At 49.4% G+C, this 23,752-nt stretch carries 15 protein-coding genes; 7 read left to right on the top strand and 8 right to left on the bottom strand.

The annotated features are described in order from the left end of the window. Positions 1-45 precede the first annotated feature (45 nt). From B5M13_RS21705 to B5M13_RS21690, 4 genes are all read left to right on the top strand, one after another. On the top strand, positions 46-2,667 hold the full coding sequence (locus B5M13_RS21705) for an ABC transporter permease (RefSeq protein ID WP_080057662.1): 2,622 nt from the start codon (positions 46-48) through the stop codon (positions 2,665-2,667). A 124-nt stretch (positions 2,668-2,791) separates the two neighbouring features. Beyond that, positions 2,792-5,425: a permease prefix domain 2-containing transporter gene (locus B5M13_RS21700; RefSeq protein WP_245859432.1), complete on the top strand. Its 2,634-nt coding sequence runs from the start codon at positions 2,792-2,794 to the stop codon at positions 5,423-5,425. A 76-nt stretch (positions 5,426-5,501) separates the two neighbouring features. After that, on the top strand, positions 5,502-8,141 hold the full coding sequence (locus B5M13_RS21695; RefSeq protein WP_080057660.1) for an ABC transporter permease: 2,640 nt from the start codon (positions 5,502-5,504) through the stop codon (positions 8,139-8,141). A 64-nt stretch (positions 8,142-8,205) separates the two neighbouring features. Beyond that, complete coding sequence (locus B5M13_RS21690; protein WP_080057659.1) at positions 8,206-10,881, top strand: ABC transporter permease; 2,676 nt, start codon at positions 8,206-8,208, stop codon at positions 10,879-10,881. 182 nt (positions 10,882-11,063) lie between these two features. On the opposite strand, the gene B5M13_RS21685 is transcribed toward B5M13_RS21690, so the two are convergent. Beyond that, entirely contained in the window at positions 11,064-11,660 is a 597-nt protein-coding gene (locus tag B5M13_RS21685; RefSeq protein ID WP_170061169.1) for a MarR family winged helix-turn-helix transcriptional regulator, read from the bottom strand. A gap of 102 nt (positions 11,661-11,762) precedes the next feature. Between B5M13_RS21685 and B5M13_RS21680 the strand changes: the two genes are divergently transcribed. Next, positions 11,763-12,131, top strand: a complete 369-nt coding sequence (locus tag B5M13_RS21680) for a VOC family protein (RefSeq protein WP_080057657.1) — start codon at positions 11,763-11,765, stop codon at positions 12,129-12,131. A 71-nt stretch (positions 12,132-12,202) separates the two neighbouring features. Here the strand turns inward: B5M13_RS21680 and B5M13_RS21675 are convergent, their stop codons facing one another. Together B5M13_RS21675 and B5M13_RS21670 are read right to left on the bottom strand one after the other, a co-directional pair. Further along, positions 12,203-12,817, bottom strand: a complete 615-nt coding sequence (locus B5M13_RS21675) for a response regulator (protein WP_080057656.1) — start codon at positions 12,815-12,817, stop codon at positions 12,203-12,205. Then, positions 12,810-14,792: a tetratricopeptide repeat-containing sensor histidine kinase gene (locus B5M13_RS21670; RefSeq protein ID WP_080057655.1), complete on the bottom strand. Its 1,983-nt coding sequence runs from the start codon at positions 14,790-14,792 to the stop codon at positions 12,810-12,812. The genes B5M13_RS21675 and B5M13_RS21670 overlap by 8 nt, the downstream gene beginning before the upstream one ends. Positions 14,793-14,928: 136 nt before the next feature. Between B5M13_RS21670 and B5M13_RS21665 the strand changes: the two genes are divergently transcribed. After that, positions 14,929-15,390 carry a hypothetical protein gene (locus tag B5M13_RS21665; RefSeq protein ID WP_080057654.1) on the top strand — a complete coding sequence of 154 codons (462 nt, stop codon included), beginning with the start codon at positions 14,929-14,931 and terminating at the stop codon, positions 15,388-15,390. A 100-nt stretch (positions 15,391-15,490) separates the two neighbouring features. Further along, a complete protein-coding gene (locus tag B5M13_RS21660) occupies positions 15,491-16,510 on the top strand; it encodes an OmpA family protein (RefSeq protein ID WP_080057653.1) in 1,020 nt (339 codons plus the stop codon). A 92-nt stretch (positions 16,511-16,602) separates the two neighbouring features. Here the strand turns inward: B5M13_RS21660 and B5M13_RS21655 are convergent, their stop codons facing one another. The 5 genes from B5M13_RS21655 to B5M13_RS21635 all read right to left on the bottom strand — a co-directional run bounded on the left by B5M13_RS21655 (position 16,603) and on the right by B5M13_RS21635 (position 23,589). Then, a complete protein-coding gene (locus B5M13_RS21655) occupies positions 16,603-18,048 on the bottom strand; it encodes an alpha/beta fold hydrolase (RefSeq protein WP_080057652.1) in 1,446 nt (481 codons plus the stop codon). Between the two features lie 172 nt (positions 18,049-18,220). Further along, positions 18,221-20,950: a permease prefix domain 2-containing transporter gene (locus B5M13_RS21650; RefSeq protein ID WP_218919458.1), complete on the bottom strand. Its 2,730-nt coding sequence runs from the start codon at positions 20,948-20,950 to the stop codon at positions 18,221-18,223. A 3-nt stretch (positions 20,951-20,953) separates the two neighbouring features. Continuing rightward, complete coding sequence (locus B5M13_RS21645; protein ID WP_080057651.1) at positions 20,954-21,280, bottom strand: PadR family transcriptional regulator; 327 nt, start codon at positions 21,278-21,280, stop codon at positions 20,954-20,956. A 205-nt stretch (positions 21,281-21,485) separates the two neighbouring features. Beyond that, positions 21,486-22,295: an AraC family transcriptional regulator gene (locus B5M13_RS21640; RefSeq protein WP_080057649.1), complete on the bottom strand. Its 810-nt coding sequence runs from the start codon at positions 22,293-22,295 to the stop codon at positions 21,486-21,488. A gap of 4 nt (positions 22,296-22,299) precedes the next feature. Then, a complete protein-coding gene (locus tag B5M13_RS21635) occupies positions 22,300-23,589 on the bottom strand; it encodes a hypothetical protein (protein WP_080057647.1) in 1,290 nt (429 codons plus the stop codon). Between the last annotated feature and the right edge of the window lie 163 nt (positions 23,590-23,752).

The raw sequence follows: 23,752 nt of genomic DNA, 5'->3' as shown, positions 1-23,752 counted from the left end.
GGCTATGGGTCACCCCCCGCACTGCCTGCTTTACCTCCTTGCTCTATGCCCCCTGTTCCTCGCTTCAACCCTCCTCGCCTTGCCGACCGCCTTTTGACCTGGTTCTGCGCTGCACATCTGCGGGAGGAAGTACTCGGTGATTTACACGAGCGGTATGCCATCCGGGTAAAGCACCGGGGCGAATCCAGAGCGAAGTGGCGTTACTGGCTGGATGTGCTGACCTATGTACGACCGGAATTTATTCGAAGACAACCCTCACAATACCCTCAACCAACAAATACGACTATGCTACGGAATTATCTTAAAATCGCCTGGCGAAACCTGATACGGGAAAAAGGTTATGCATCGCTCAATATGGCCGGACTGGCGGTGGGTATGGCGGCTTCTACGCTCATTTTCCTCTGGATTCAAAGTGAGTTTACGTACGACCGTTTTTATAGCAAAACGGATCGGTTGTTTCAGGTATATAATCAGGATGTATTTAGCGGCAAACCGATGGTATGGGGAACAACGCCTTTACCGTTGGCCCCCACATTAAAACAAAATTACCCCGATATAGAGGAGGCCACCCGGTATCGACCCACCACCTTACTGCTGACTGCGGACGATAAGGGGCTAAACGTAGAGGGTGCCTATGCGGATCCGTCTTTTCTGAATTTATTTGACTTTGCTCTTCTCGGGGGCAATCGGGAACAGGCTCTTTCCGGGGCTAATGGAATCGTAATCACCAAATCCTTAGCCGAAAAACTGTTTGGGACCAGTGACGCCGTGGGTAAAACGGTTCAAATTGACCATAAAGACAGCTTTGCAGTATCGGCGGTTCTGGATGATCTGCCAAACAATACCCAGTTTAGCAATCTATCCTTTCTGCTTCCGTGGACTTATTTTATACCACCAGGCTGGGACTCTGATGGGTGGGGTTCAAACAATAATTACACCTATGTTTTGCTAAAAGACAAGGTTAATCCGGTTGCCCTCAACGAGAAGATCAAACACGTTACGGCAGAAAAACTCAAGGGCGTTATTGAAGACGTATCCCATCGGCAGATTTTTCTTCACCCCGCCAGTAAATGGCATTTGTATTCCAAAGAAGACAATGGTCGACTGGTTGACGGGAAGATTGTTCACGTGCGATTGTTTAGCCTGATTGCGGGCTTAATCCTGTTGGTGGCGGCTGTCAACTTCATTAATTTAACGACGGCCCGAAGCGAAAAACGAGCCAAAGAAGTTGGTGTTCGAAAGGTAGCAGGCGCTCAGAAACGGTCACTGGTTTTTCAATTCATCAGCGAATCGTTACTGCTTGCCTGCTTTGCCGGCCTACTGGCCTTGCTGATCGTCCTATTGTTTATTCCGACGTTCAACAACCTGACCGACAAACAACTGTCTTTGGAGTTAGGGTCGGTTAATTTCTGGCTGGGGGGCATAGCCTTTGTCCTGTTTACGGGCTTACTGGCCGGTAGTTATCCCGCTTTTGTTCTGGCTAATTTTCAGCCCGGAAAAGTGATGAAGGGTGTACAGCATTCGTTAAACTCTGTTTTCTCGTTGCGAAAAGGTCTGGTAATCACGCAGTTTTCCTTCGCTATTGTGTTGATTATAGGCACGTTGGTTATTAACGATCAGATTCAGTATGCACAGAAAAGGGACAACGGATATGATCAAAATAATCTCCTGTTTATCTACATGAGAGGAGATTTATCAAAACACTATAGCTCGTTTCAACAGGAATTAATCCATGATGGTGCGGCTATCTCAGTGGGGAAATCAATTGGTTCTATTACGAATCTTAACTCCCGGCAATGGGGCCTTTCGTGGCCGGGCAGCACCAAGGCCGATAAAGATGTTGAGTTTGATCGCTTTGCGGCCGATGAGAGTTTCCTCAAAACGACAGGTACACGATTGATTGCGGGACGGGATATTGACGTTCAGAGCTACCCAACGGATTCAACGGCCGTTTTGCTCAATGAAACGGCGGTCAAAAGGATGCATCTGAAAACTCCGATTGGAACCATCATCCAGTTCGATTCGCACAATTGGCATGTCGTTGGCATTGTGAAGGATTTCATCTTTGCGTCACCTTACGAGCCGATTAATCCCGTTGTCGTTCATGGGCCTGCTGGCTCACTTCCGCTTTCCTGGATCAGTATTCGGTTAAATCCGGCGAACACCACAGCCCAAAATCTGGCGATTACTGAAAAACTCACTAAGAAATATAACCCTGGCTACCCCTTCGAGTACATCTTTGCCGACGAGTCGTACAAGGCCAAGTTTGCCGACGAGCAACGGACTAGCTCATTAATCAGTCTGTTTATGGGTTTAACCATTATTATTTCCTGCCTGGGATTATTTGGCCTGGCAGCCTACACTGCCCAGCAACGCACCAAAGAAATTGGCGTTCGCAAAGTACTGGGAGCTACCGTTACCAGCATTGTTGGGCTTCTGACCAAAGAATTTATTCAATTAATAGGTATTGCTTTTGTCATTGGCGCACCCATTGGTTGGTATGTTATGGAAAAATGGCTACAGGATTATAGCTATCGCATAGTCATTGGTGCGGGAGTATTTCTGCTAACCTTGGTAGCTGCCATTCTCATCGTAACCCTAACCGTCAGTTTTCAGGCCATCAAAGCCGCGTTAACGAACCCCGTGAAATCATTGCGGTCTGAATAGCCTTGTAGAGACGCCATCCTTGGCGTCTCCTGACCGGATGGCCCACCTGCCGGATGGTTTATTGCTGACATAACAAATTGCTGACGCCAATGAGACGCCAGGTATGTCGTCTCTACATAAACTCATGAAAACACCACCCCGCCTGGCCGACCGACTGCTGACCTGGTTCTGCGCCCCTCATTTGCGGGAGGAGGTACTGGGTGATTTGCATGAACGCTATGCCGTACGGGTCAAACAACGGGGAGAAGCCAAAGCTCGCTGGTACTATTGGCGGGATGTGCTGGCCTATGTTCGACCCGAATTTATTCGAAGACAACCCGACGAGTATCCTCAACCAACCAATACAACTATGCTACGGAATTATCTAAAAATTGCCTTTCGAAACTTAGCACGGAATAAGGTTTCGTCGGCTATCAACATCGGTGGACTGGCGGTTGGTATGGCCGTTGCCATGCTCATCGGCCTTTGGGTGTATGATGAACTATCGTTCAACACCTATCACCAGAACTACAGCCGCATTGTACAGGTCCGAACCCGCGAATATGGGGAGCATGGCGTTGGCGTAAATTCGTCGGTTCAGTATCCACTGATTACGGAACTGAAAACCAACTACAAAACTGATTTTAAGCATATTGTCGCTACCTCGTGGGATGTCGATAATGTGCTGTCGGCTGGCGACGCGAAGATTTCCCGGAAAGGATTGTTTATGGAGCCTACTGGTCCCGACATGCTCACGCTGAAGATGATTTACGGTTCACGGGCCGGGCTGAAAGATCCGCATTCCATTTTACTTTCCGAGTCTACGGCCAGGGCATTGTTTGGCGATATTGATCCCGTCAATCAGTTAATGAAAATCAGCAATAAACTGGATGTGAAAGTGACGGGTGTGTATGAAGATTTACCGTTGAACGCTCAATTCAACGACGTCAAATTCCTGGCTCCGTTCGATCTATGGGTGTCCAATAATCCCTGGATTCAGGAAAAAGCCATGCATGACTGGCAAAACCACTTTCTGAAAATCTACGCCGAATTAGCCCCCGATGCTGATTTTGACAAAGTCGCTGCTGACATCAAAAATGCGGAGATGAAGAAGCTGGCCAATTTTCCGGAAGAAGCCAAACGAACGCCAGAAGTTTTTATGCTCCCCATGCGCGACTGGCATCTGCACAATTACAAACGTGGACAAATCGACGAAGGGCCAATGCAGATGGTCTGGCTCATCAGCATCATTGGAGTCTTTGTGCTACTGCTGGCCTGTATCAACTTTATGAACCTGAGTACAGCCCGTAGTGAAAAACGAGCCAAAGAAGTCGGCATTCGTAAATCGGTAGGGTCGGTGCGGAGTCAGTTGGTGAATCAGTTTTTCAGCGAATCGTTTTTGGTGGTTGTTCTGGCCTTTGTGCTGGCGCTTCTGCTGACCTATGTGTCCCTGCCCTGGTTCAACGACGTAGCTGCCAAGCAGATCGTAATTCCCTGGACGAATCAATGGTTCTGGATCGCCAGCCTACTCTTCATTGGCTTAACAGGCTTTGTTGCCGGTAGTTATCCTGCTTTGTATCTGTCTTCGTTCCAACCCGTTAAAGTACTAAAGGGGACTTTTCGGGTAGGGCGTTTTGCATCGATACCGCGCAAAGCGCTGGTAATAATACAGTTCACGGTTTCTGTTACCTTGATTATTGGTACCATCATCGTGTTTCGCCAGATTCAGTTTGCCAAGAATCGGCCGGTGGGCTATACCCGCGATGGGCTATTGATGGTGGAAATGAAATCGGGTGATTTTTACGGCAAACATGAGTTGCTCCGAACCGAACTCCAGCGTACTGGGGCGGTCGAAGAAATAGCCGAATCGATGGGAAAGGTTACCGAGGTTTGGTCGGGTAACGGTGGATTTAACTGGAAAGGCAAAGACCCGTCATTGGACGATAGTTTTGGGACACTGGTCGTAACGCCGGAGTATGGCAAAACGGTTGGCTGGCAGCTCGTGAAGGGCCGCGATTTCTCCCGGGAATTCATAGCCGATTCGTCGGGTATCGTTATCAACGAAGCGGCTGTTAAGTACATGGGATTGAAGCAGCCGATTGGCGAACGGGTTAGCTGGAAATTTCAGGACCAGCCGATCTTAAATTATAGAATTTTAGGCGTCATCAAAGATGTGGTGATGGAATCGCCCTACGAGCCGATCGCCCCAACCATTTTTATGATTCGAGGTCATGGTGGCACCAACTGGATCGATATTCGCCTTAAACCAACGGTCAGTGCCAGCGAAGCCTTACCCAAAATCGAAGGAGTCTTTAAAAAACTCATTCCATCAGCTCCGTTCGAGTACAAATTTGCCGATCAGGAGTATGCCCTGAAATTTGCCGCCGAAGAACGGGTAGGGAAACTAGCTTCCGTCTTCGCTGCGCTGGCCATTTTTATCAGTTGTCTGGGCCTTTTTGGATTATCCTCGTTTATTGCTGAGCAGCGAACCAAAGAAATCGGTGTGCGGAAAGTACTGGGCGCTAGTGTGCTCAATCTATGGGGATTATTATCCAAAGAGTTCGTGATGCTGGTCGTTATTGCATTGGGTATCGCCACCCCAGTAGCGTACTACTTCCTCAGTAACTGGCTTCAAAAATACACCTACCGCACCGAGCCATCGTGGTGGATTTTTGCTGCCACCGGAGCCGGAGCTTTAGTTATTACGCTCCTGACAATCAGTTTTCAAAGTATCAAAGCCGCGTTGGTGAACCCGGTTAAATCGTTGCGGTCTGAATAGCGAGGAGCAAGGGGCGTGGCGCATAGCGTCTTCTCTATGGTTCGCCCCCTTGTTACTTGCTTTACCTCCTTGCTCTATGCCCCCTGCTCCTCGCTTCAACCCACCCCGCCTGGCCGACCGCCTTTTGACTTGGTTCTGTGCTCCTCACCTGCGGGAGGAGGTGCTGGGCGACTTGCACGAACGCTATGCCATCCGCGTCAAACGACGGGGAGAAACCAATGCGAACCAGCGCTATTGGCTGGATATGCTGGCCTATCTGCGGCCTGAATTTATAAAACGACAGAAACCGGAATACCCCAACCCAAAACGTACAGATATGCTACGGAACTATATCAAAATCGCCCTTCGCAATCTGACTCGTCAGAAAGCCTACTCGTTTATCAATATCGGCGGACTGGCCGTTGGGCTGGCAGTGGCGATGCTGATCGGTTTATGGATATACGATGAATTGTCCTTCGACAAATACCACCAAAACTACGACCGCATTGCCCAGGTCATGCAGCATCAGACGATCAACGATGTGACAAGTACGAGCCGGGCAGTTCCTATTCCGGTAGCCAGTGAACTGCGGAGAAACTACGGCTCTGACCGTAACGGCGGACTGTTTAAACACGTGCTGCTGTCGTCCTGGACCGAAGGGCATATTTTGTCGTTTGGCGATAAGAAATTCTGGCGGACAGGGAATTACATCGAGCCGCAGGCACCTGATATGCTCTCGCTGAAGATGCTGAAAGGGACACGGGCAGGCTTAAACGAACCGTACTCCATCATGATTTCGGAATCCGTTGCCAACGCCTTTTTCGGCACCGGTGAACCGTTGGGGAAACTGCTGAAAATTGACAACCAGTTCGCTGTAAAAGTGACTGGCGTTTACGAAGATTTGCCATACAACACCCAATTCAGCAATCTGGATTATATGGTTCCCTGGAAGGTGAATGTAGCCATACGGGATTGGGTGAAACGATCGGAGCAAAAGTGGGATAATAACTCGTTTCTGGTTTTTGTGCAACTGACCGATCATGCTGATATGGAGCAGGCTTCGGCAACGATTAAAGACGTAAAACTGAGGAACGGAGGTAAGGATCTCGCCAAATTCAACCCCCAGCTTTTCCTTCAGCCCATGAGTCGCTGGCACCTGTATTCGGAATTTAAAAACGGCGTGAACATGGGTGGGCAGATTCAATTTGTGTGGTTATTCGGGATTATCGGTGTGTTTGTGCTGCTGCTGGCCTGTATCAACTTTATGAACCTGAGTACGGCCCGGAGCGAAAAACGAGCCAAAGAAGTAGGCATACGCAAAGCCGTCGGTTCTGTTAGAGTCCAGTTAATCGGCCAGTTTCTGAGCGAATCGTTATTGGTGGTACTGATTGCCTTTGCGCTGGCGCTATTGCTGGTGGAACTGGTTTTACCCTTCTTCAACGACGTGGCCGCGAAAAAGATGACCATGCTGTGGACAAATCCCATTTTCTGGGCGCTGGGACTCGGCTTTACGGTATTTACCGGATTGTTGGCAGGTAGCTATCCAGCCTTGTATCTGTCCGGTTTTCAGCCTGTTAAAGTGTTAAAAGGGACTTTCCGGGTCGGGCGGTTTGCGTCCTTGCCGCGTCGGGTGCTGGTGGTAGTTCAGTTTACAGTTTCGGTGGCGTTGATTATTGGCACCATCATCGTGTTTCGCCAGATTCAGTTTGCTAAAAACCGGCCCATTGGCTACAGCCGAAGCGGACTGCTCTACGTACAGACTACAACGCCTGATATTCATAACCATTATGAGGCTTTCCGAAAAGAGCTGATCGAAACCGGGGCTGCTATCGAAACTGCCGAATCAGAAAGCCCACTAACGGGCGTCTGGAATGTAAACGGCGGTTTCGACTGGGACGGGAAAGCCCCGAATCAGCAGCCCGATTTCGCCGTCGTTGGTGTGACGTATGACTTTGGAAAAACCGTCGGCTGGCAATTAAAAGACGGCCGCGACTTTTCGAAAGCGTTCGGTACCGACTCAGCCGCGATGGTCATCAACGAAGCCGCTGCGAAGTTTATGGGGTTAAAAGACCCCGTGGGTAAAATCATCCGGGAAGGTAATCTGCGTTACAAAATCATCGGTGTCATTAAAGACATGGTGATGGAATCGCCTTACGAACCCGCCCGGCAAACGCTGTTTTACATCAGCAATTTCCCTAGCAACTTCATCAATGTCCGGCTGAATCCAAACCTGAGCGCGAGCGAAGCGGTGAGTAAGTTTGCCCCTGTTTTTCAGAAATATAACCCCACCGCTCCATTTGATTATAAGTTTGCCGATGCCGAGTACAACCAGAAATTTGCCGACGAAGAGCGAATCGGTACCTTGGCGTCGTTCTTCGCCGTGCTGGCGATTTTCATCTCCTGTCTGGGCTTATTTGGTCTGGCATCATTCATAGCCGAGCAACGTACCAAAGAGATTGGCGTTCGGAAAGTGCTGGGCGCTTCGGTACTCAACCTTTGGGGTTTATTATCGAAAGATTTTATAATACTGGTTATTATCGCTTTCGGCATTGCCACACCCATCGCCTACTACTTCCTAGACAACTGGCTTCAGAAATACCAATACCGCACTGAACTATCGTGGTGGATTTTTGCGGGTTCGGGTGCTGGTGCTATGTTCATTACGCTCATGACCATTAGCTTCCAGAGCCTTAAAGCGGCTTTGGTAAACCCCGTGAAATCGCTTCGATCGGAATAAGTAGTATAGAGCATTGGGGTTGGGGCATAGGGCTCCTGTCCCCATGCTCCAACCCCTACGTTCTATGCCTAACACCCCACCCCGCCTGGCCGACCGCCTTCTAACCTGGTTCTGTGCTCCGCATCTGCGGGAAGAAGTGCTGGGCGACTTGCACGAACGTTACGCTATCCGCGTCAAACGACGGGGCGAAAAAAGAGCAAACGGGCGCTACTGGCTGGATGTGCTGGCCTATGTACGACCGGAATTTATTAAACGAAAACCAACGGCCGGAATGCCGTATCACCGACGCTTCGGAGAATATCCTAATCCAGCAATGACAACTATGTTACGGAGTTATCTTACAATTGCCCTTCGAACCCTGCTGAAAAATAAGGGCTATTCGGCTATTAATAGCATCGGGCTGGCGCTGGGGATCGCCTGCTGCATGGCAATTGGTCTGTACGTCGTCGACGAGTGGCAGTATGACCGTTTTCATGCCAACTTCAATCGGATTTACCGGGTGGTTGAGCACCAGAAACAGGCCGACGGGATGTATAATGTGGCGGTTACGCCCGGTCCGCTGGCGCCTACACTCAATAAGGATTTTCCAGAGGTGGAACAGACCGTTCGAATTGGCCGCTGGTCGGGGACGGTCGGTTATAAACAGAAAGTCGCCGAAGCGACCGATATGCTGATTGTAGACCCTTCGTTTTTTCGTGTGTTCGATTTTCCACTGGTGGCGGGCAATGCCCAAAAAGCGCTGTCGAGCCCTAATGAGATTGTCATTAGCGAGCGTATGGCCGAGCGGCTGTTTGGCCCGAACTGGGCGCAACAACCAATTATTGGCCAACCTATTGATTTTACGAAAGACGACCATTTTACGCTGGTGGGTGTAGCGGAGAATCCGCCTGTTCGGTCGCACCTTCAGTTCGATGTATTGCTGCCCTACAAATGGCTGGAGAAAACCGACGAATGGAGCCAGAAGTGGAATAGCAACAACTACCACACCTATATACTGCTAAAACCTGCTCTGGCCGATGCGTCAGCAGACCTGGCTCGTTTCGAAACTAAACTGAGTGGGCAACTCAAACACTACCAGAGCGATACAGAGAATACGCTGTATCTGCAACCGTTACGCGATATTTATCTCCGGTCGGTTTTTGATTTCCAGACCGATTGGGGCCAGCGGAGCGATATTCTGTACGTACGTATATTTCTGGCAGTGGGCTTTATTGTGCTGCTTATTGCCATTGTCAATTTTATGAATCTGGCCACGGCAAGGGCTTCGCAGCGGGCGCGGGAGGTGGGCGTACGAAAAACAATCGGGGCAAAACGGTCGGGATTGATTCTGCAGTTTCTGGGCGAATCATTGCTGATGACAAGCCTGGCCGTTGGGATTTCTCTTGTGCTGTTACAGACCAGCATGCCGCTTTTCAACGATCTGACGGCTAAAAGCCTGGAACTGCCTCTTCGTGAGCCGATATTCTGGCTGGCGCTGTTCGGACTAACTCTGGTGGTCAGTTTACTGACGGGTCTTTACCCGGCTTTCTTTCTATCGTCGTTTCGGCCTGTGCAGGTGTTAAAAGGAACAGTGAACTCGCTCGGATTGTCGGTGCGGTCAGGCCGTCGATTCCGGCAGTCGCTGGTGGTGGGGCAGTTTACCCTGGCTATTGCACTGGCTATCGGGAGCGTCGTAATTTATCGGCAACTGGCTTTTATTCAGGATAAAAAACTGGGCTTCGATCAGTCGAAGCTCCTGTATGTTCGGATGAAAGGGGACCTGCGGTTCAACGCCCTGCGGCTCAAGCGCGAGGTCGAAAAGCTTCCCGGTGTAGCCCGCGTATCGGCCACGACAAGTAATCTGATAGACATCACCAACTCCTCTAATATTGAGTGGGAGGGTCAACAGCCCAACGATGCATTTTTGATCACGAATATGAATGTCGACGCCGATTTTGTATCAGCAACGGGTATGCAACTGGCGGCTGGTCGCAATTTTTCCTGGCGAGTCCCGTCGGATACGTCCTCCAGTATGGGTGCATTTCTGATCAACGAAACGGCCGCCAAACGCATGGGCTGGACGCCCGAACAGGCTATTGGCAAGCGTATCCGATTCTGGGGGCCGTTGGGTCGGGTAGTGGGTGTACTGAAAGATTTTCATTTCCGGCCCCTGCGTGTTTCCATCGAGCCTTTTCTATTCCGCTTCCGTCCCGACAATCCGTATTTCAATATGCTGGTGAAAACCGCGCCGGGCGCTTCGGCCGAGCGAGTCATTGCCGGACTATCGGCCGCTTATAAAAAATACGAACCCCTGAGTTCCTTCCAGTTTGGCTTTGTGGATCAGGATCTGGATGCTCAGTATCGGACCGAACAGCGTACGGGCTGCATCATTCTGTATTTTTCGATCCTGTCGATATTCGTTTCCTGTTTGGGGCTGTTTGGTCTGGTAGCTTTCACGGCTGAGCAACGCACCAAAGAGATTGGCGTTCGGAAAGTGCTGGGTGCTAGTGTCGCCAGTATTGTTACACTGCTTAGCAAGGACTTCCTGAAACTGGTGTTTGTGGCCATTGTGCTGGCCTGCCCAATGGCCTGGTACGCCATGAACCGCTGGCTTCAGGATTTCGCTTACCGGATCGATATTGAATGGTGGATGTTTGCTCTGGCGGGTCTGCTGTCGGTGACCATTGCGCTATTGACGGTTAGTTTCCAGAGTGTAAAAGCCGCGTTGATGAACCCCGTACAATCGTTGCGGTCGGAATAATTAAAGAGCGAAAGAGCGGAAACCTGCCGGATGAATCGCTCTCTCGCCCTCTAAATCAGTTGTTCGTAATGGCCAGTTTGATCAATTGGACGTCATATTTGGCCAGCCTAATGGAGGCCTAAAGGCTGGAATACTGTTTCTAAGGCTTCACCGCTTTGGGGGCTACCGCAGGGCTAAGGCATTTATTTTTTCTTGTCTGCCAGCCATTGCCTGGCTAGTGAAGCTTCTACAGGCTGCAATAATTGAATGCACAGATTGATCTGTTCTTCCGATAAACCCGCAAAGCACATCTCGTTTATTTCGGATAATTTTTGGTAGCAGGCTTTTAATACGCGGGCTCCTTCTTCAGTCATCGATACCCGTTTCGTCCGCTTGTCCAGTTCATCGCCCTGTTCCGCAATCAGGTTTGCTTTTCGGAGTCGGTCGAGAATCAGCAGGCCCGACGACAGCTCATTGAAATTGGCCAGAATAATATCTGTTTTTTTAAGATTTGAGCTATTAGCCAATGAGTTGAGATACAGAAACTCGTCGAAACTGCTGATACCACAGTCTTTAAAAGCATGAACGGCATAAAGGCCCTGAAGCCGGGCAATCCTGCCCACTAGCTTTGTGAGCGTACTGGTGCTGGTAGGTGGAACAGGCGATTCCCAGAAGGTAGGCTGCCTGTTTTTCTGTTCCTGATTGACCAGATAGGCCTGACAAAACTGGCTTATGTCGGCCTTGGGGTTTTCCTCTTCATACGCAGCCCATAGGTTCAATAGCTCAACTGCCTTATTCATGCATATCAGTTTTGATGTAAAATTAATAAAAAACATCATTTATGTTTTTTATTATCATCTACGTTGTATGTTTGCATAAAAAACATCATTAATGATATAATTATGGAGGACTTGCGTGTAAAGGGGTTAGGTGGCATCATTATGTCATCGCCCAATCCAGATCGGTTAGCCAGCTTTTACCAGAATGTATTGGGCATCCCTCTGGCGCTCAGTCGGCATGGCAACACACCCGAACATTGGGAGTGCGACTATCAGGGGGTTCACTATGCCTTGCTGAAACGAAAAGTGGAAGACCGTCCCAACGAAAATATTGTGCTCTCGTTTAGGGTGGACGATATAGAAACCTTCGTGACGGCACGCGATATTGAGCTGATTCACCCCATTATGGACTTAGGGGAAGGTGCCTTTATCGCCAGTTTCAAAGACCCGGATGGTAACATCCTGCGTTTTTGGATGAACAAAAACGGGTAAGTCCCATACTTGGCTATATAGATTCTGATTGCCGGGAAACCATCCCGGCAACCGCATTTTCTTACTCATCTTTAAATCAGCTTATTCGTAATGGCCAGTTTGATCAATTGGGCGGTGTTTTGGACGTCATATTTGGCCAGCATGTTTTTTCGGTGGCTGTTGACGGTACTGACATCGACAAAGAGCTGGTCGGCAATTTGCTGATTGGTTAAGCCATCGGCTATTTTAACCAGAATCTCGCGTTCCCGACGGGTTAGTATAGGAAGGTTTATGGCGTCGGGTTTGTTGAGGGTGATCGATGCCGACTGGCTGAAGTACTTTTTATGCTGTATGACCGTTTTGATGGCGTCTACGATTTCGTACTGGGCTGCATCTTTCAGAATGTAGCCGCTGGCTCCGTTTTCGATCATCTTTTTAATGATGCCTTTTTCGTTGTTGATGCTAAGGGCTAGAATATGAACAGCTGGGTGGCTTTCCTTGACCTGCTTACAAAGGTCGAGACCGTTGCTATCGGGAAGGTTGATGTCGAGGACAATCACATCCGGGTGCTGATGCTGAAGTTTACTCAGCAGGTCTTTGCCCGTAGCCAATACCCCCAGGCAATGAATATCGGGTTCACGCTCGAATATGGCTTTTAGCCCCTCCGAAACAAGTGGGTGATCTTCTACAACCAGCAGGTTAATCATGGTTTAGCGGAATTTCGATGTAGTACGAACAGCCTTTACCGGGTTCGGTCTGGAGGTCAATGCTGCCTTTAAGATACGTAATCCGATGGTAGACATTCTGAATGCCCATGCTTCGGTTATCATTCACTCGCTTGGGGTCGAATCCCTGCCCATTATCTTCGATGGTGAGATTGATCTGCTGGCTCTTCGCCACGATCTGAACGATCACGTCGGTCGCGTTGGCATGTCGGACAATGTTGGTTGTCAGTTCCTGCACCACGCGATAGATGGTTGTTTTGTAGAGATTGTCGAGGGGAACGGTATCGAGCCCGAAGGTCTGATACGTCATGGTGATACCCGTGTTTTCGGTTATATCCTGGAGGTAGTCGCGGAGGGCATCTTCGAGGCTGAGCCTGACCAGAGTTTCGGGCATCATATTGTGCGACACCCGGCGTAGTTCTGCCAGGGAAGCATCCAGCAGGTTCATGCTTTTTTCGAACGCCAGCGCGTTTTCTTCCGATAGTACGAAGGTTTGTTTCATGGCTTGAAACGAATATTTAACACTGGATAAAATGCCGCCGAGACCGTCGTGCAGGTCTTTGGCCAGGCGGCTCCGTTCGTCTTCCTGCCCTTTCACAATGGCGTGGCTGGCCAGCAACTGCTTTTCGTTTTCCAGTTGCCGGAGGGTTTGTTCGTACAAGGCCTTTTCCTGCTTTCGAACCCGCGTCCGATTTCGCATCCAGAGCCCAAAGAAAAACAGGGCACCCACAAGCACAATTATCGAAAATGCCAGTAGACTGACGAGCCGCTTACGGTTCTGATTTTCGAGCGACAGTTGCTGAAGAGCAGCCTCTTTCTTTTCGGTCTCGTACTTCATAGCCAGCTCTCGCGTGGTTTTTACAATGCTGTTGCTCAGGCTCATATCACGCAGTGAGTCGGCCAGGTGCTCGTAACGGGCGGCTCGCTGTAGGTCACGTTTATCGGCCAGCAACAATCGGGCGTAGTGGCTGTAGTAGCTCTGTAGGTGCTGGATATTAGCCGATTTGCGCGCTTCGGTCAACGCCGTTTCGAGATGGGCTAGGGCAGGGGTAAACTGGTTTTGATAGTAATAACCAACCGAGAGCCAGTAATGAGCCTGAGCCGTTCGGTCGGGCGATTGCAGGCCCGGACTTAACTGCTGCAAGGCCTGTGCATGAGGTAGGATAGTCTGAAAGTGCCCCGTCTCCAGATCATGCTGACATTCGTTTTGCAGTGCATCGGCCATGGCTACGGTGTCGTTGAGCTTTCCGGCAAGTGCCATGATCTGCTGGTTCGTCTGATTGGCTTCCTTGCGTCGGCGTAACTTCCAGAGAATGGCTTCTTTATTGACCAGATGGCTCAGGAAAAAGCCGTCTTCAAACGCCCGGCTGATGGCAATGGCTTTGTCGATGTAGGTCAGGGCGGTTTCGGGTTTATCAGTTTGCATAAACACCGAACTGAGGTTGTTGTACACATTCGCCAGTTTGACGCTGTCCTGAAACGACTCGAAAATGGGCATCGACTTAAAATAATAGGCCGTTGCCGAATCGAGCCGCTGCAACAACGCAAAGGTATTGCCCATGTTTTCGTACATGATGCCTTCGCGCATGGGATCTTTTCGGGCCCGACTCAGGGCAACACCTTGTCGAAGCAGCGCCATGCATTGATCGTATTTGCCTTCCAGATTCAGCAGTTCGCCCTCGCTCGAATAATAGCGGATAATGCCCCGCACGAAACCCAGTTTCTGGCTCAGCAGGTAGCCATCGTGGTAGTAGCGCCGGGCCGTTTTGATGTCGTTGTAGGCATATTCGTCACCAATTTTGTTCAGCAGCTTAACCCGGTATGTATCCGGTTGGGAAGCAGCCAGTTTTGTTTGTAAAGCCGTTAAATCGCCCGTCTGTGCCCACGAATCCATATCGTGCCTCAACACAAGTAAGACAGCTAAAGCAATAAGGAAGCGGCTGGCAGTCAGCTTCATGGTCTGGAGGTAAGGATTGGAAAGAAGAGTCAAAAAAAGGGATTTTTCGGTAATAAAAATTCCCCTTTTTGGGGGAAATCAAACGGAGCCTATTTTTCTATTTTTGACCCGTTTCCTGAACCTTTCACGATTGGCTATGAAACGAGTCTTTGTCAGTTACTCTCTGCTTTTGGGCGTTAGTGGGATTACCTATGGGCAGTTAACTACTCTATTCCCGCCTGCTACGGCAGGTTATAAGCCGGTGGGCAAACCCGACTGTCCGTCGATGAACAGGGTGGGTGTGCCGCCCATGAATTCCTGCTCGCAAAAGTACAGTAACGGCAAACAGATCATCACAATCTCCATTACCGAATACCCGAAAGGCAATCCTACGATGGTGGACTATGGCGCTGCGGGTAGCCGTCAGGGTGATGACCCGTCGGTAGGGGCGCACAGCTACGAAAAACTGGTGGTAGGCCGGGCCAACAGGAGCGTCATGTTTATGAAACAGACGAAATTTGCTACCACATTGATGACCGTAGGCAACACGCTGTTGGTGGACGTAAATGGTGCCAACCAGTTCGATGCCGAAGCGGTAAAAGCCTTGGCCAAAGCGTAGAAACTCGGAAAAATAGGCCAACAAGTAAACCCGCGGTGGCGGTCAAAGCGCGGTGGCGCAATACTAGATTTTAACCATTCACAATCACGAAAAACGAAGCATGAAAACGTATTTACTAGTGGGGCTTTCACTGTTGGCGGGTCTGGGCGTTCGGGCACAGGATATGAAGGCCTATCAGAATTATGATTTTGTAGCCGGGGATAAGATCATCTTCAGCGATGACTTTCAGGATAGTCAGGTAGGCGAATTTGGTACTCATTGGAAGCTGAAAGAAGGGCAGGCCGTTGTAAACAAATCAGGCGATGAGAAAGCCTTTTTTATCACCAAATATTATACGGGCTTAACGCCGAGAGTGAAAACCCCGACGTATTTACCTAAGGATTTCACCATCGAATTCGATGCTTACCTGGATGCTAGTTATGATTCAAATCCGGGTGTCAGAATTAAGCTGATGAATGGTGACGATGCGGTAATCACCATCGAGACAGGCCGGGACTACACCACCTTCTCTGGCCCGGAAGGGAAACTAAATGGCGACAACCCCGAAGAGGTCCGGGCCGAAAACTATTTCAACAAATGGATCCACTACGCCATTGCAGTAAAAGGAAGTCAGTTGAAAGTGTATGTCAATCAGTACCGGGTGCTGAGCGTACCCGAGGTGACCTTCAAGGCGACTACCTTACTGGTTAGTGGAGATGCTAGTGAAGGCAAACCTATGGCGTTCAAGAACTTTAAACTAGCTGCTGGTGGTGATCAAAACCTGATTGGCAAAGCTTTTACCGATGGCAAATATATTTCGCATGGCATCAATTTCGATGTCAACAAAGCTGTTATCAAACCCGCGTCGATGGGCGAAATCAATGCCATTGCCAACATTCTGAAGCAAAATTCAGCGCTCAAATTCGAGGTAGGTGGCCACACCGATTCGGATGGCGATGATGCCAGCAACCTCAAACTGTCGGAAGCCAGGGCCAATGCCGTGAAAGCTCTGTTGGTGTCGATGGGTATTGACGCTAGTCGTTTGATGACCAAAGGCTACGGCGAAACGAAGCCTATAGGGGATAACAAAACTGTGGAAGGCAAAACCGAGAACCGACGGGTTGAGTTTGTGAAAATTTAAAAGCGGGGAGCAGGGAGCGGGGTGCTTCGCACAGGGGTTGTAGGGCGTTGCTTGGATTTTCCGTGCTATTCCATGTTCCATGCTCCCCGCCCTTAATACACGACAATCTCTGGTTTAGCAGACGTTAATTTCTGGTAGGGATTGGTCAGAAACTCCTGCATCAAACGAGCCCAGTCGGGACCACCAACGCCATGCGAGCGGAGTTTGAAGAGGACTCGCTGGCTATTGGGCATATAATGGTGAAGCCTATCGATGTACAGCGGTCGGGTGGCGTTGTCCATTTCGCCATCGACCAGCAAGGCGGGTTTGCTGGAGTAAAAAGGCTGTTTGGTCTTCGGATTAATCGGCGGTACTTTCCAGCAGTCGCACAAGGGTTGGTAGACATCATTGATGTGATACCCACGCAGGTACGGATAGGCATCGTAGAGTTGCTGCTTTACCTGTTCGCTGTGATAGGCTGTCTGATCAGCGCAATAGACCGACATTCGCATGCCCGAAGGACCACTGTAACCACTTAATTTACTGTCTAAAACGCCTTTTACGTAGCGATGATTACCTTGCATCATCTCGGTAATGATATAGGGAATTTGCTTGATCCTGGAAGCATTATACATCACATTGACGAGGTAATCGAGTAACTCATTCCGCGTGTATTGCACCTGTAGGGTGTCTTTTGCCCCTTTTTCCAGGTACTGAAACGTAAATGTTTTGCCTTCGATACTAGTAAAGTATTGTTCGAAGCGAGCCTTTAAATTGCCATACCGGGCTTTGTCGGTCGAGTCCCGTTCAACGTGATCGAACAGGATGTTCAGCGCTTCGGCAAAATTGGCGGGTTCATCTTCATCAATCGGTATAAAAATTGGGAGGGGAGAATCCAGGATTAACGACCGAATACGTGTAGGATCGCGCTGAAGAACGGCCGACATTAAGCCACCGCTATAGGAAATACCCAGCAGGTTAACGGAATCAATCTTTAGTGTAGCCAGCAGATCATGAATGTCGGATACTGTTTCATCGGTGTTATAACCCGCCAGGTCGATTCCTTTGGCTTCCAGTGCTTTTTTGTACCGTTTCACCCCGACCACTTCCATGCTGTCCTTGTTCAGATTTTTGCGATAGGCTTCCCTGACAGCCTGACCCAGCTCGGTACCTTCCAAATTCGGAACGGCAAAGTGAGTACCCCGTTGTTCAAACGCAATACAATCGCGGTCATTGATAACCAGCGACTTAACCGCTCCCTGCACCCACCCCAGTGAACTGGTACCGGGACCGCCACCCGTAAACAGTACGGGATCTTTCCGTTTAGCCGGATTTTTACTTTCTACGAGAACAAAAGGCAATTTAATGGTTTTGCCGTTCTTCTTTTTCCGGTTTTCGGGTACAATCAGGTAGGCACAACGGGTTTGAAACGTGCTGTCTATTTTGACCTGACAAGGGCAGGTTTCCAGTTGACGAACGACACCCGGCTGGCTTCTGACCGGGGTCAGGAATGCAACGAAAAGAGGAATGAGTAGGGTAACGACTGATAATCGGTTCATCGGCTACTGTTTTTTCGGCAAAAAAATCGGATTGCTCGCGCAGATTTTAGTAAAAAACGGACATTCTCGATCCCGACAGCCTCTTGAAAAGCTCTTTCTCAACCATGCCCTACCTGCGCGGCAAGCTGGAAACTTCCGATTACAGATTAGGTTACTGGCAGTACGTTAACTTTTATTCGCTTCGTAAGGAATTAACCGGGTTCATCAGCGCGCTGGCAATTGTTTTACTGCCAATGGATAGCAAAACCAGTAAAAAGACGAGCAGCGCAGGACCCGCAAAAAGCCACCAGCTTAGTTCGATGCGTGTAGCGTAATTGGCTAGCCAGTTGTTGACTAGAAAATACGTAACGGGCAAACCGATCAGGATGGATAGCCATACGGTGCGGATAAAATCTTTCGAGAGTAAAACCAGCAGGTTTGTTGTACTGGCTCCGATCACTTTACGAATCCCAATTTCTTTGGTTCGTTTGGAAACCGTAAACGTCGCTAAGCCAAACAAGCCCAAACAGGAGATCAGAATAGCAAAGCCTGTCAAGCTACTAAAGACCTGTTGAAAGCGATCATCGGCCTTATATTGTTTGTCATACTCGCTGTCCAGAAAGAAATAGCTAAAGGGCGAATGGGGAAAATTAGCCTCGTAAATCCGCTTTAATGTAGCCAGATGCTCTTCCGCATTTCCTCCGGCAAACTTCACACTGGCAAATGAGCTGAAGTGGGGAGAGTACAGCAGGATAATGGGAATAAAGGCAGATTTAGGCGATTCGTAGTGGTAGTTTTTGACAACCCCCCGGATTGTAGCCTGATGCCCCCACAAGTCGACCCGCTTACCGATGGCCTGCTGAGGTGTCGGAATTTCCCATAAACGCAACGTTTCCTCATTGACAATGAGTTGCCGATCAGTGGTGTCCGAAAGGCCGTACCGGGTGGTAGCATCGAAGTTCTTCCCCGCCAATAGCTGTATCCCCATTAAGTCAATAAACGAAGTGTCGATTGGAGTCAGGTAATAGTTGTAGTACGTTTTCTTAACGGCGTCGGATAGATTGATGCCCGTGCTTGTTCCCATTTGCGACGACTCCAGACCGGGTACAGTGTTGGAATACGCTACCGATCTGACCTGCGATTGAGACAGTAGCATTTGTCGAAAGGATTCATAAGCCTGCTCACTGTTAGCCCCCACTGGAGCTTTGACCACCAGCGTATGGTCCATGCGAAGCCCTAAGTTTTGTTTCCGCAGAAAGGCCACCTGCTGGTAAACCGTGAACGTTTGTATTAACAGAATAAGGGTAATCGTCAGTTGAAAAACGGCCAGCGATTTGCGTAGAAATAGGCCTTTGGTGGAGCGCGAGAGATTACCTTTGAGGACCGTAATCGGCTCGAATGAAGACAGGACGAAGGCGGGATAAATACCCGAAAGGCAACTACTTAGCACTAGGAATACCACCAGGCTTTCCCAGAAAAAAATGTCCCCAAACACAGTAAAACCATCCGGTAAGCCCGCCACTTCGATAAACACCGATCGCAGAGCTGCTACCAACCCTACAGCCAAAGCTCCAGCGATCCCATTGATTAAGACCGTTTCCAGAAAAATCTGGGCTCTGATCTGGGCCAATGTAGAGCCGATGACCTTTCGCATGCCAACTTCTTTAGCCCGGTCGAGGGCTTTGGCTGTGGTCAGATTTACATAGTTGACAAAGGCGCTTAAGAGTACCAGAAACGCTACACCCATCAAAAAATACACCGATTTCGCGTCCCCATTGGGTTCGATTTCGTAGGTTTTGTGGGAATACAGATGGATGTCGCCGATTTTCTGGCCGATAACCCGCTCGTTGGTTATCTTCTTTTCCTGCAGCAATCGATTACTAAAGGCCGACAGCGATTTCGTAAACTTGGTATAGTCGGTATTTTCGGCCAGCTGTAGGTAAGTATACAGATTATTACCGTTCCAGTCCTCCTCTTTTTGGCCAAAGTCAGCTTGCAGCGTAGGATAGGAGAAAACCATATCAAATTTCAGATGGGTGTTGATTGGGCTATCGGGCACTACACCCACAATTTCCAGCAGGATGCTGTTCTCAGGCCGGGAAATTTTCAGGGTTTTCCCCACCACATCCAGCGTCTTGAAGTAAGTCAACGCCATTGTTTTGGTCAGTACAGCCTGTCGGGGCCTGGTAAAAAGATGGTTTCGGCTTCCCCGGATAAGCGGGTAGTTGAACATGGAGAAAAAGGAAGAATCGACGGCCAGCGCCTTATCCACTACGGAATACGTATCGCCAAGCTGAATGGTAAGTCGTTTGCTGAACGGTTTGGCCCGAGTGTAGTTTACCACTTCATTCATTTCCCGCTTTGCTTTGGGGCCAATGGGGTTATAGGTTTCAGCATCCTGGGCATCTACCGTTTCCCCATTCAGATAGTCCATGGTGAGTCGCACAATCTGATTCGCCAATGGGTTGGTCTTCTCATAACTTAGTTCAAAGCGCACATACTGAACTATGAGCAACGCAACAGCCAGGCCAGTCGCCAGGCCCGCCAGGTTAATGAGCGTAAACGTGTTGTCTTTGCGAACTATGCGCAGAGCAATTTTGAGGTAGTTACGAATCATAAGTGGAGAGAGAAAAAATGGGGATGAATAGGGGTTTTCAGGCATGGGCCGGGCTCGAAGTTGGCGAATGATAAAATAAGGCCGACAAAATCGTATGACCTGCCCAACATACAGACGCCGGGCAGTAGGCTCACCCAATTCGACGACCTGTTGCTCAAATTGTTCATGTAGGTCGCCGAGTAGTTCTTCCTGTAAATCTTCCGGGCAGAAGAGCCTCAGCAGCCGATCGGCCCAGGCGGGTGGTAGCGGTGCCCCTCCAGAGGAATGGTCGTTTGGCGGCAATAAGGGATGAGGAGGTTGCGCCATGGTTTAGGAGAAGGATAAGTTGGGGATAGCCTCCCATAAGTCGTTACGAACCTGTCGTAGTTCGTCCAGCGTCTGCTTGCCATAGGCCGTGATCGAGAAGAGTCGCTTTCGACGTCCACCCCGAGCGGCTGTAGCGCCACCTAGCTCCGATTTGACAAACCCTTTGTCTTCCAGTCGATACAGGGCGACATGGACCCCACTCAGGTTAATGGAGCGGTGAGTTCGTTGCTTTAACTCGTCTGCAATATTGAGCCCATACGCTGAGCCATTCAGAATGGCCACCGTCAGAAGGACAAGTTCTTCAAATTCACCCAGGTAAGTTCTGCTCATACACCCGATTGATTGGTTAGCTATTTTCTTGCTATTTGCTAAACAAATCAAATGCCACATATTTAATGAGCAGATTTTCAGGTGGTTATATCATGGTTGGAGCTGCTTAGTTGTCCGAAAGCGTACAGGGTATGTCCATTCCTGAACAGAGCCGCCGTCGTTAGTTCTCTAAAACCATCAGGCTGATGAGGCCGTCTGACCGTTCTTAGGGTCTGCGTTCGTTAATTTTTTGCCCGGTAAATCTGACGACATCCCTGTAGAAGTGGCTCATGTCGTAATAGCCAAAGTCATCGGGTGAAAAGCGATCGTTATGGGCAACATAACTGGACAAAGCTGCCCGCACTCTCATCATCGAAAGGTATTGCTTGGGTGGGGTGCCGATAACCCGATGAAAATACCGATTGATGGTTTTGGAGGTCAGAAACATCCGATCGGCGAGTTGCGCCGTGTTTAGCTCCATGCCGTTCGCGCCAAACGTACCAATCGTATTACTCACCATTGTTCGGTAGTGATCGGCTTTTTTACGGCCCTGTAACTGGTTTAAAAAGAATGACTCAATCAGATTGACGCGCTCTTCGAAATTGATAGCCTGTTTTATGCGCTGAATAAGCAGGATGGGTAAAATAGTTTCCAGCGGCACCACCTGATCTTTGAACTGCACCTGATTGATACCCAGAATCGCTTCCAGACCGCCCGGAAAAAACTTGATCGTGAAAATATGATCGGTCGGCAGATTATGCCGCTCAACGATGCTGTTGCGCAGAATGAGCACATCGGTCTGTTTCTGGATCTGGTATACCGTTAGGCCTACAGTTAGCTGATACGGATCCCCCAGATTGATGTAACAGGTTGGGGTCCAGCTCGGAAACATCCTGACAGTAAACGGATTATTGGCCACCTGCCGAAAGGTTTCTTCTGCCGACGATTCGGAAATGAACTCAATGTAACTGGCTAGTTCATTTTGTGGAAGGTAGAATCGGTACAGCTTTCGGATGTTGTCAAAAATCTCCGTCATGCGATTAACGTGGGTTAAATGACTCGAATATCCGTTTCCCTTTCGTTGCCAGCGTTACATTTTTCACGGCTCCTGTTCCCCGAAAGCCGAACACAATTCCTATGATTTCGACCTTCGACGTCGGCAAAGCTGCCGAGTACGCAACAGTGCCGTTGACAGTATAATATAGTTTCTGCCCGTCGCTGTGGCAGCCTACATGAACCCAATCCGAAAAATCGACGCCCAATCCGGACAGATCCGTGTTTTTGCCCGAAACAGGCTGGGAGCCATTCATCAGCATGAGTTCAGAAACGCAGCCTTTCGTACAGAGTGGTATCGAGATGGGCATACTGTTGGTCATCAGCACAATCCACGATTGCTGACAGGTGGCCGCTCCCTCGCTGTATTCGTTCTTTACCCGGCAGTCAAAGACGAAATCTGTAACGGGTACGGGATCGAAATTGCCGACGTTGAAATATTTCACGAAGGGTGCTTCGGGTTGTAAGGCTACGTTTTTCTGCCGAATTGTCGCAATGGGTAGCTGAATCTGCTCCTGCGTTATAAAGTCCGTTTGCTTCAGGTAAATCGGAACGGATTTGGTCACTATGGTGCCTAACCAGCCATTGGTAGGAATCAACAGCGAATGCTCTTTCACAATCTCATGACCGACCACCAGCTTGGCCTGGTAGAACCCCGGTTCATAATAGATAGATGTGTGCGTTTGGCCATTTTTGTCAACCAATTCCCGTCGGGTCTGATCCCAGGATTGCTGAATGTAGACCGAATCGGTGGGCGACGCTGATGCATCGTAGGTGAAAATGACCGAGTTTGGAATAGTACGGGTCAGGGGTTTGCTACTAAAGCTGTACTGAGCCGCATCGACCTGCGGATTTTTCTGCTCAAAGGCCACCATCCCGAGTAAAACAATCCCAAGTGTAATGCCTGACATCCAGCCTAGCCGACGCCAGTTGATCGACGGCTTCATTGGTATGGCTCTTATCGGCTCAACTGGATCTGACGAGTGAGTGGTCGATTCTGTCGGCACACTCAGCGACCGAACAAACTGCCGCCAGTCGGCATAACCGGCAAACTGAGCCAGCGTATTTAGGGTAGTGCCACTGGGCAAATGCTGGTAATCCACCCGTCCCCAGATTCTTCGTAGTGTACTCGCGCTTAACGAAACGCCTGTTTCGTCCAGAATCCGTTGTTGCAGATTCTCAAAGTCGGTACTGGTCCAGGTTTCGACCGCTCCCCAATCGAGTTTCTGTTCGATCAATTGTTTGCAACGGAGCAAATCGGTAGAGTCGGAAACCATTGTCTGTCAGTGTGATATAACTTGAAAAAACTTGAATTCGGAATGATTTTACGCGGGTGCCCTTTCGCGATACGTTTGCCGGTACATCCGTAATCAGCGTACGAGTTTACATGTTTTTACGATCAATTCCGATGCAGCCTGTTGCCTTTCAAACGATCACGAA

It is taken from the genome of Spirosoma aerolatum (genome assembly GCF_002056795.1).
In the GTDB taxonomy this organism is placed as follows: Bacteria; Bacteroidota; Bacteroidia; order Cytophagales; family Spirosomataceae; genus Spirosoma; species Spirosoma aerolatum.
Note: the sequence above shows the minus strand (reverse complement) of the source record. Positions and strands in the feature narration are given on the sequence as shown.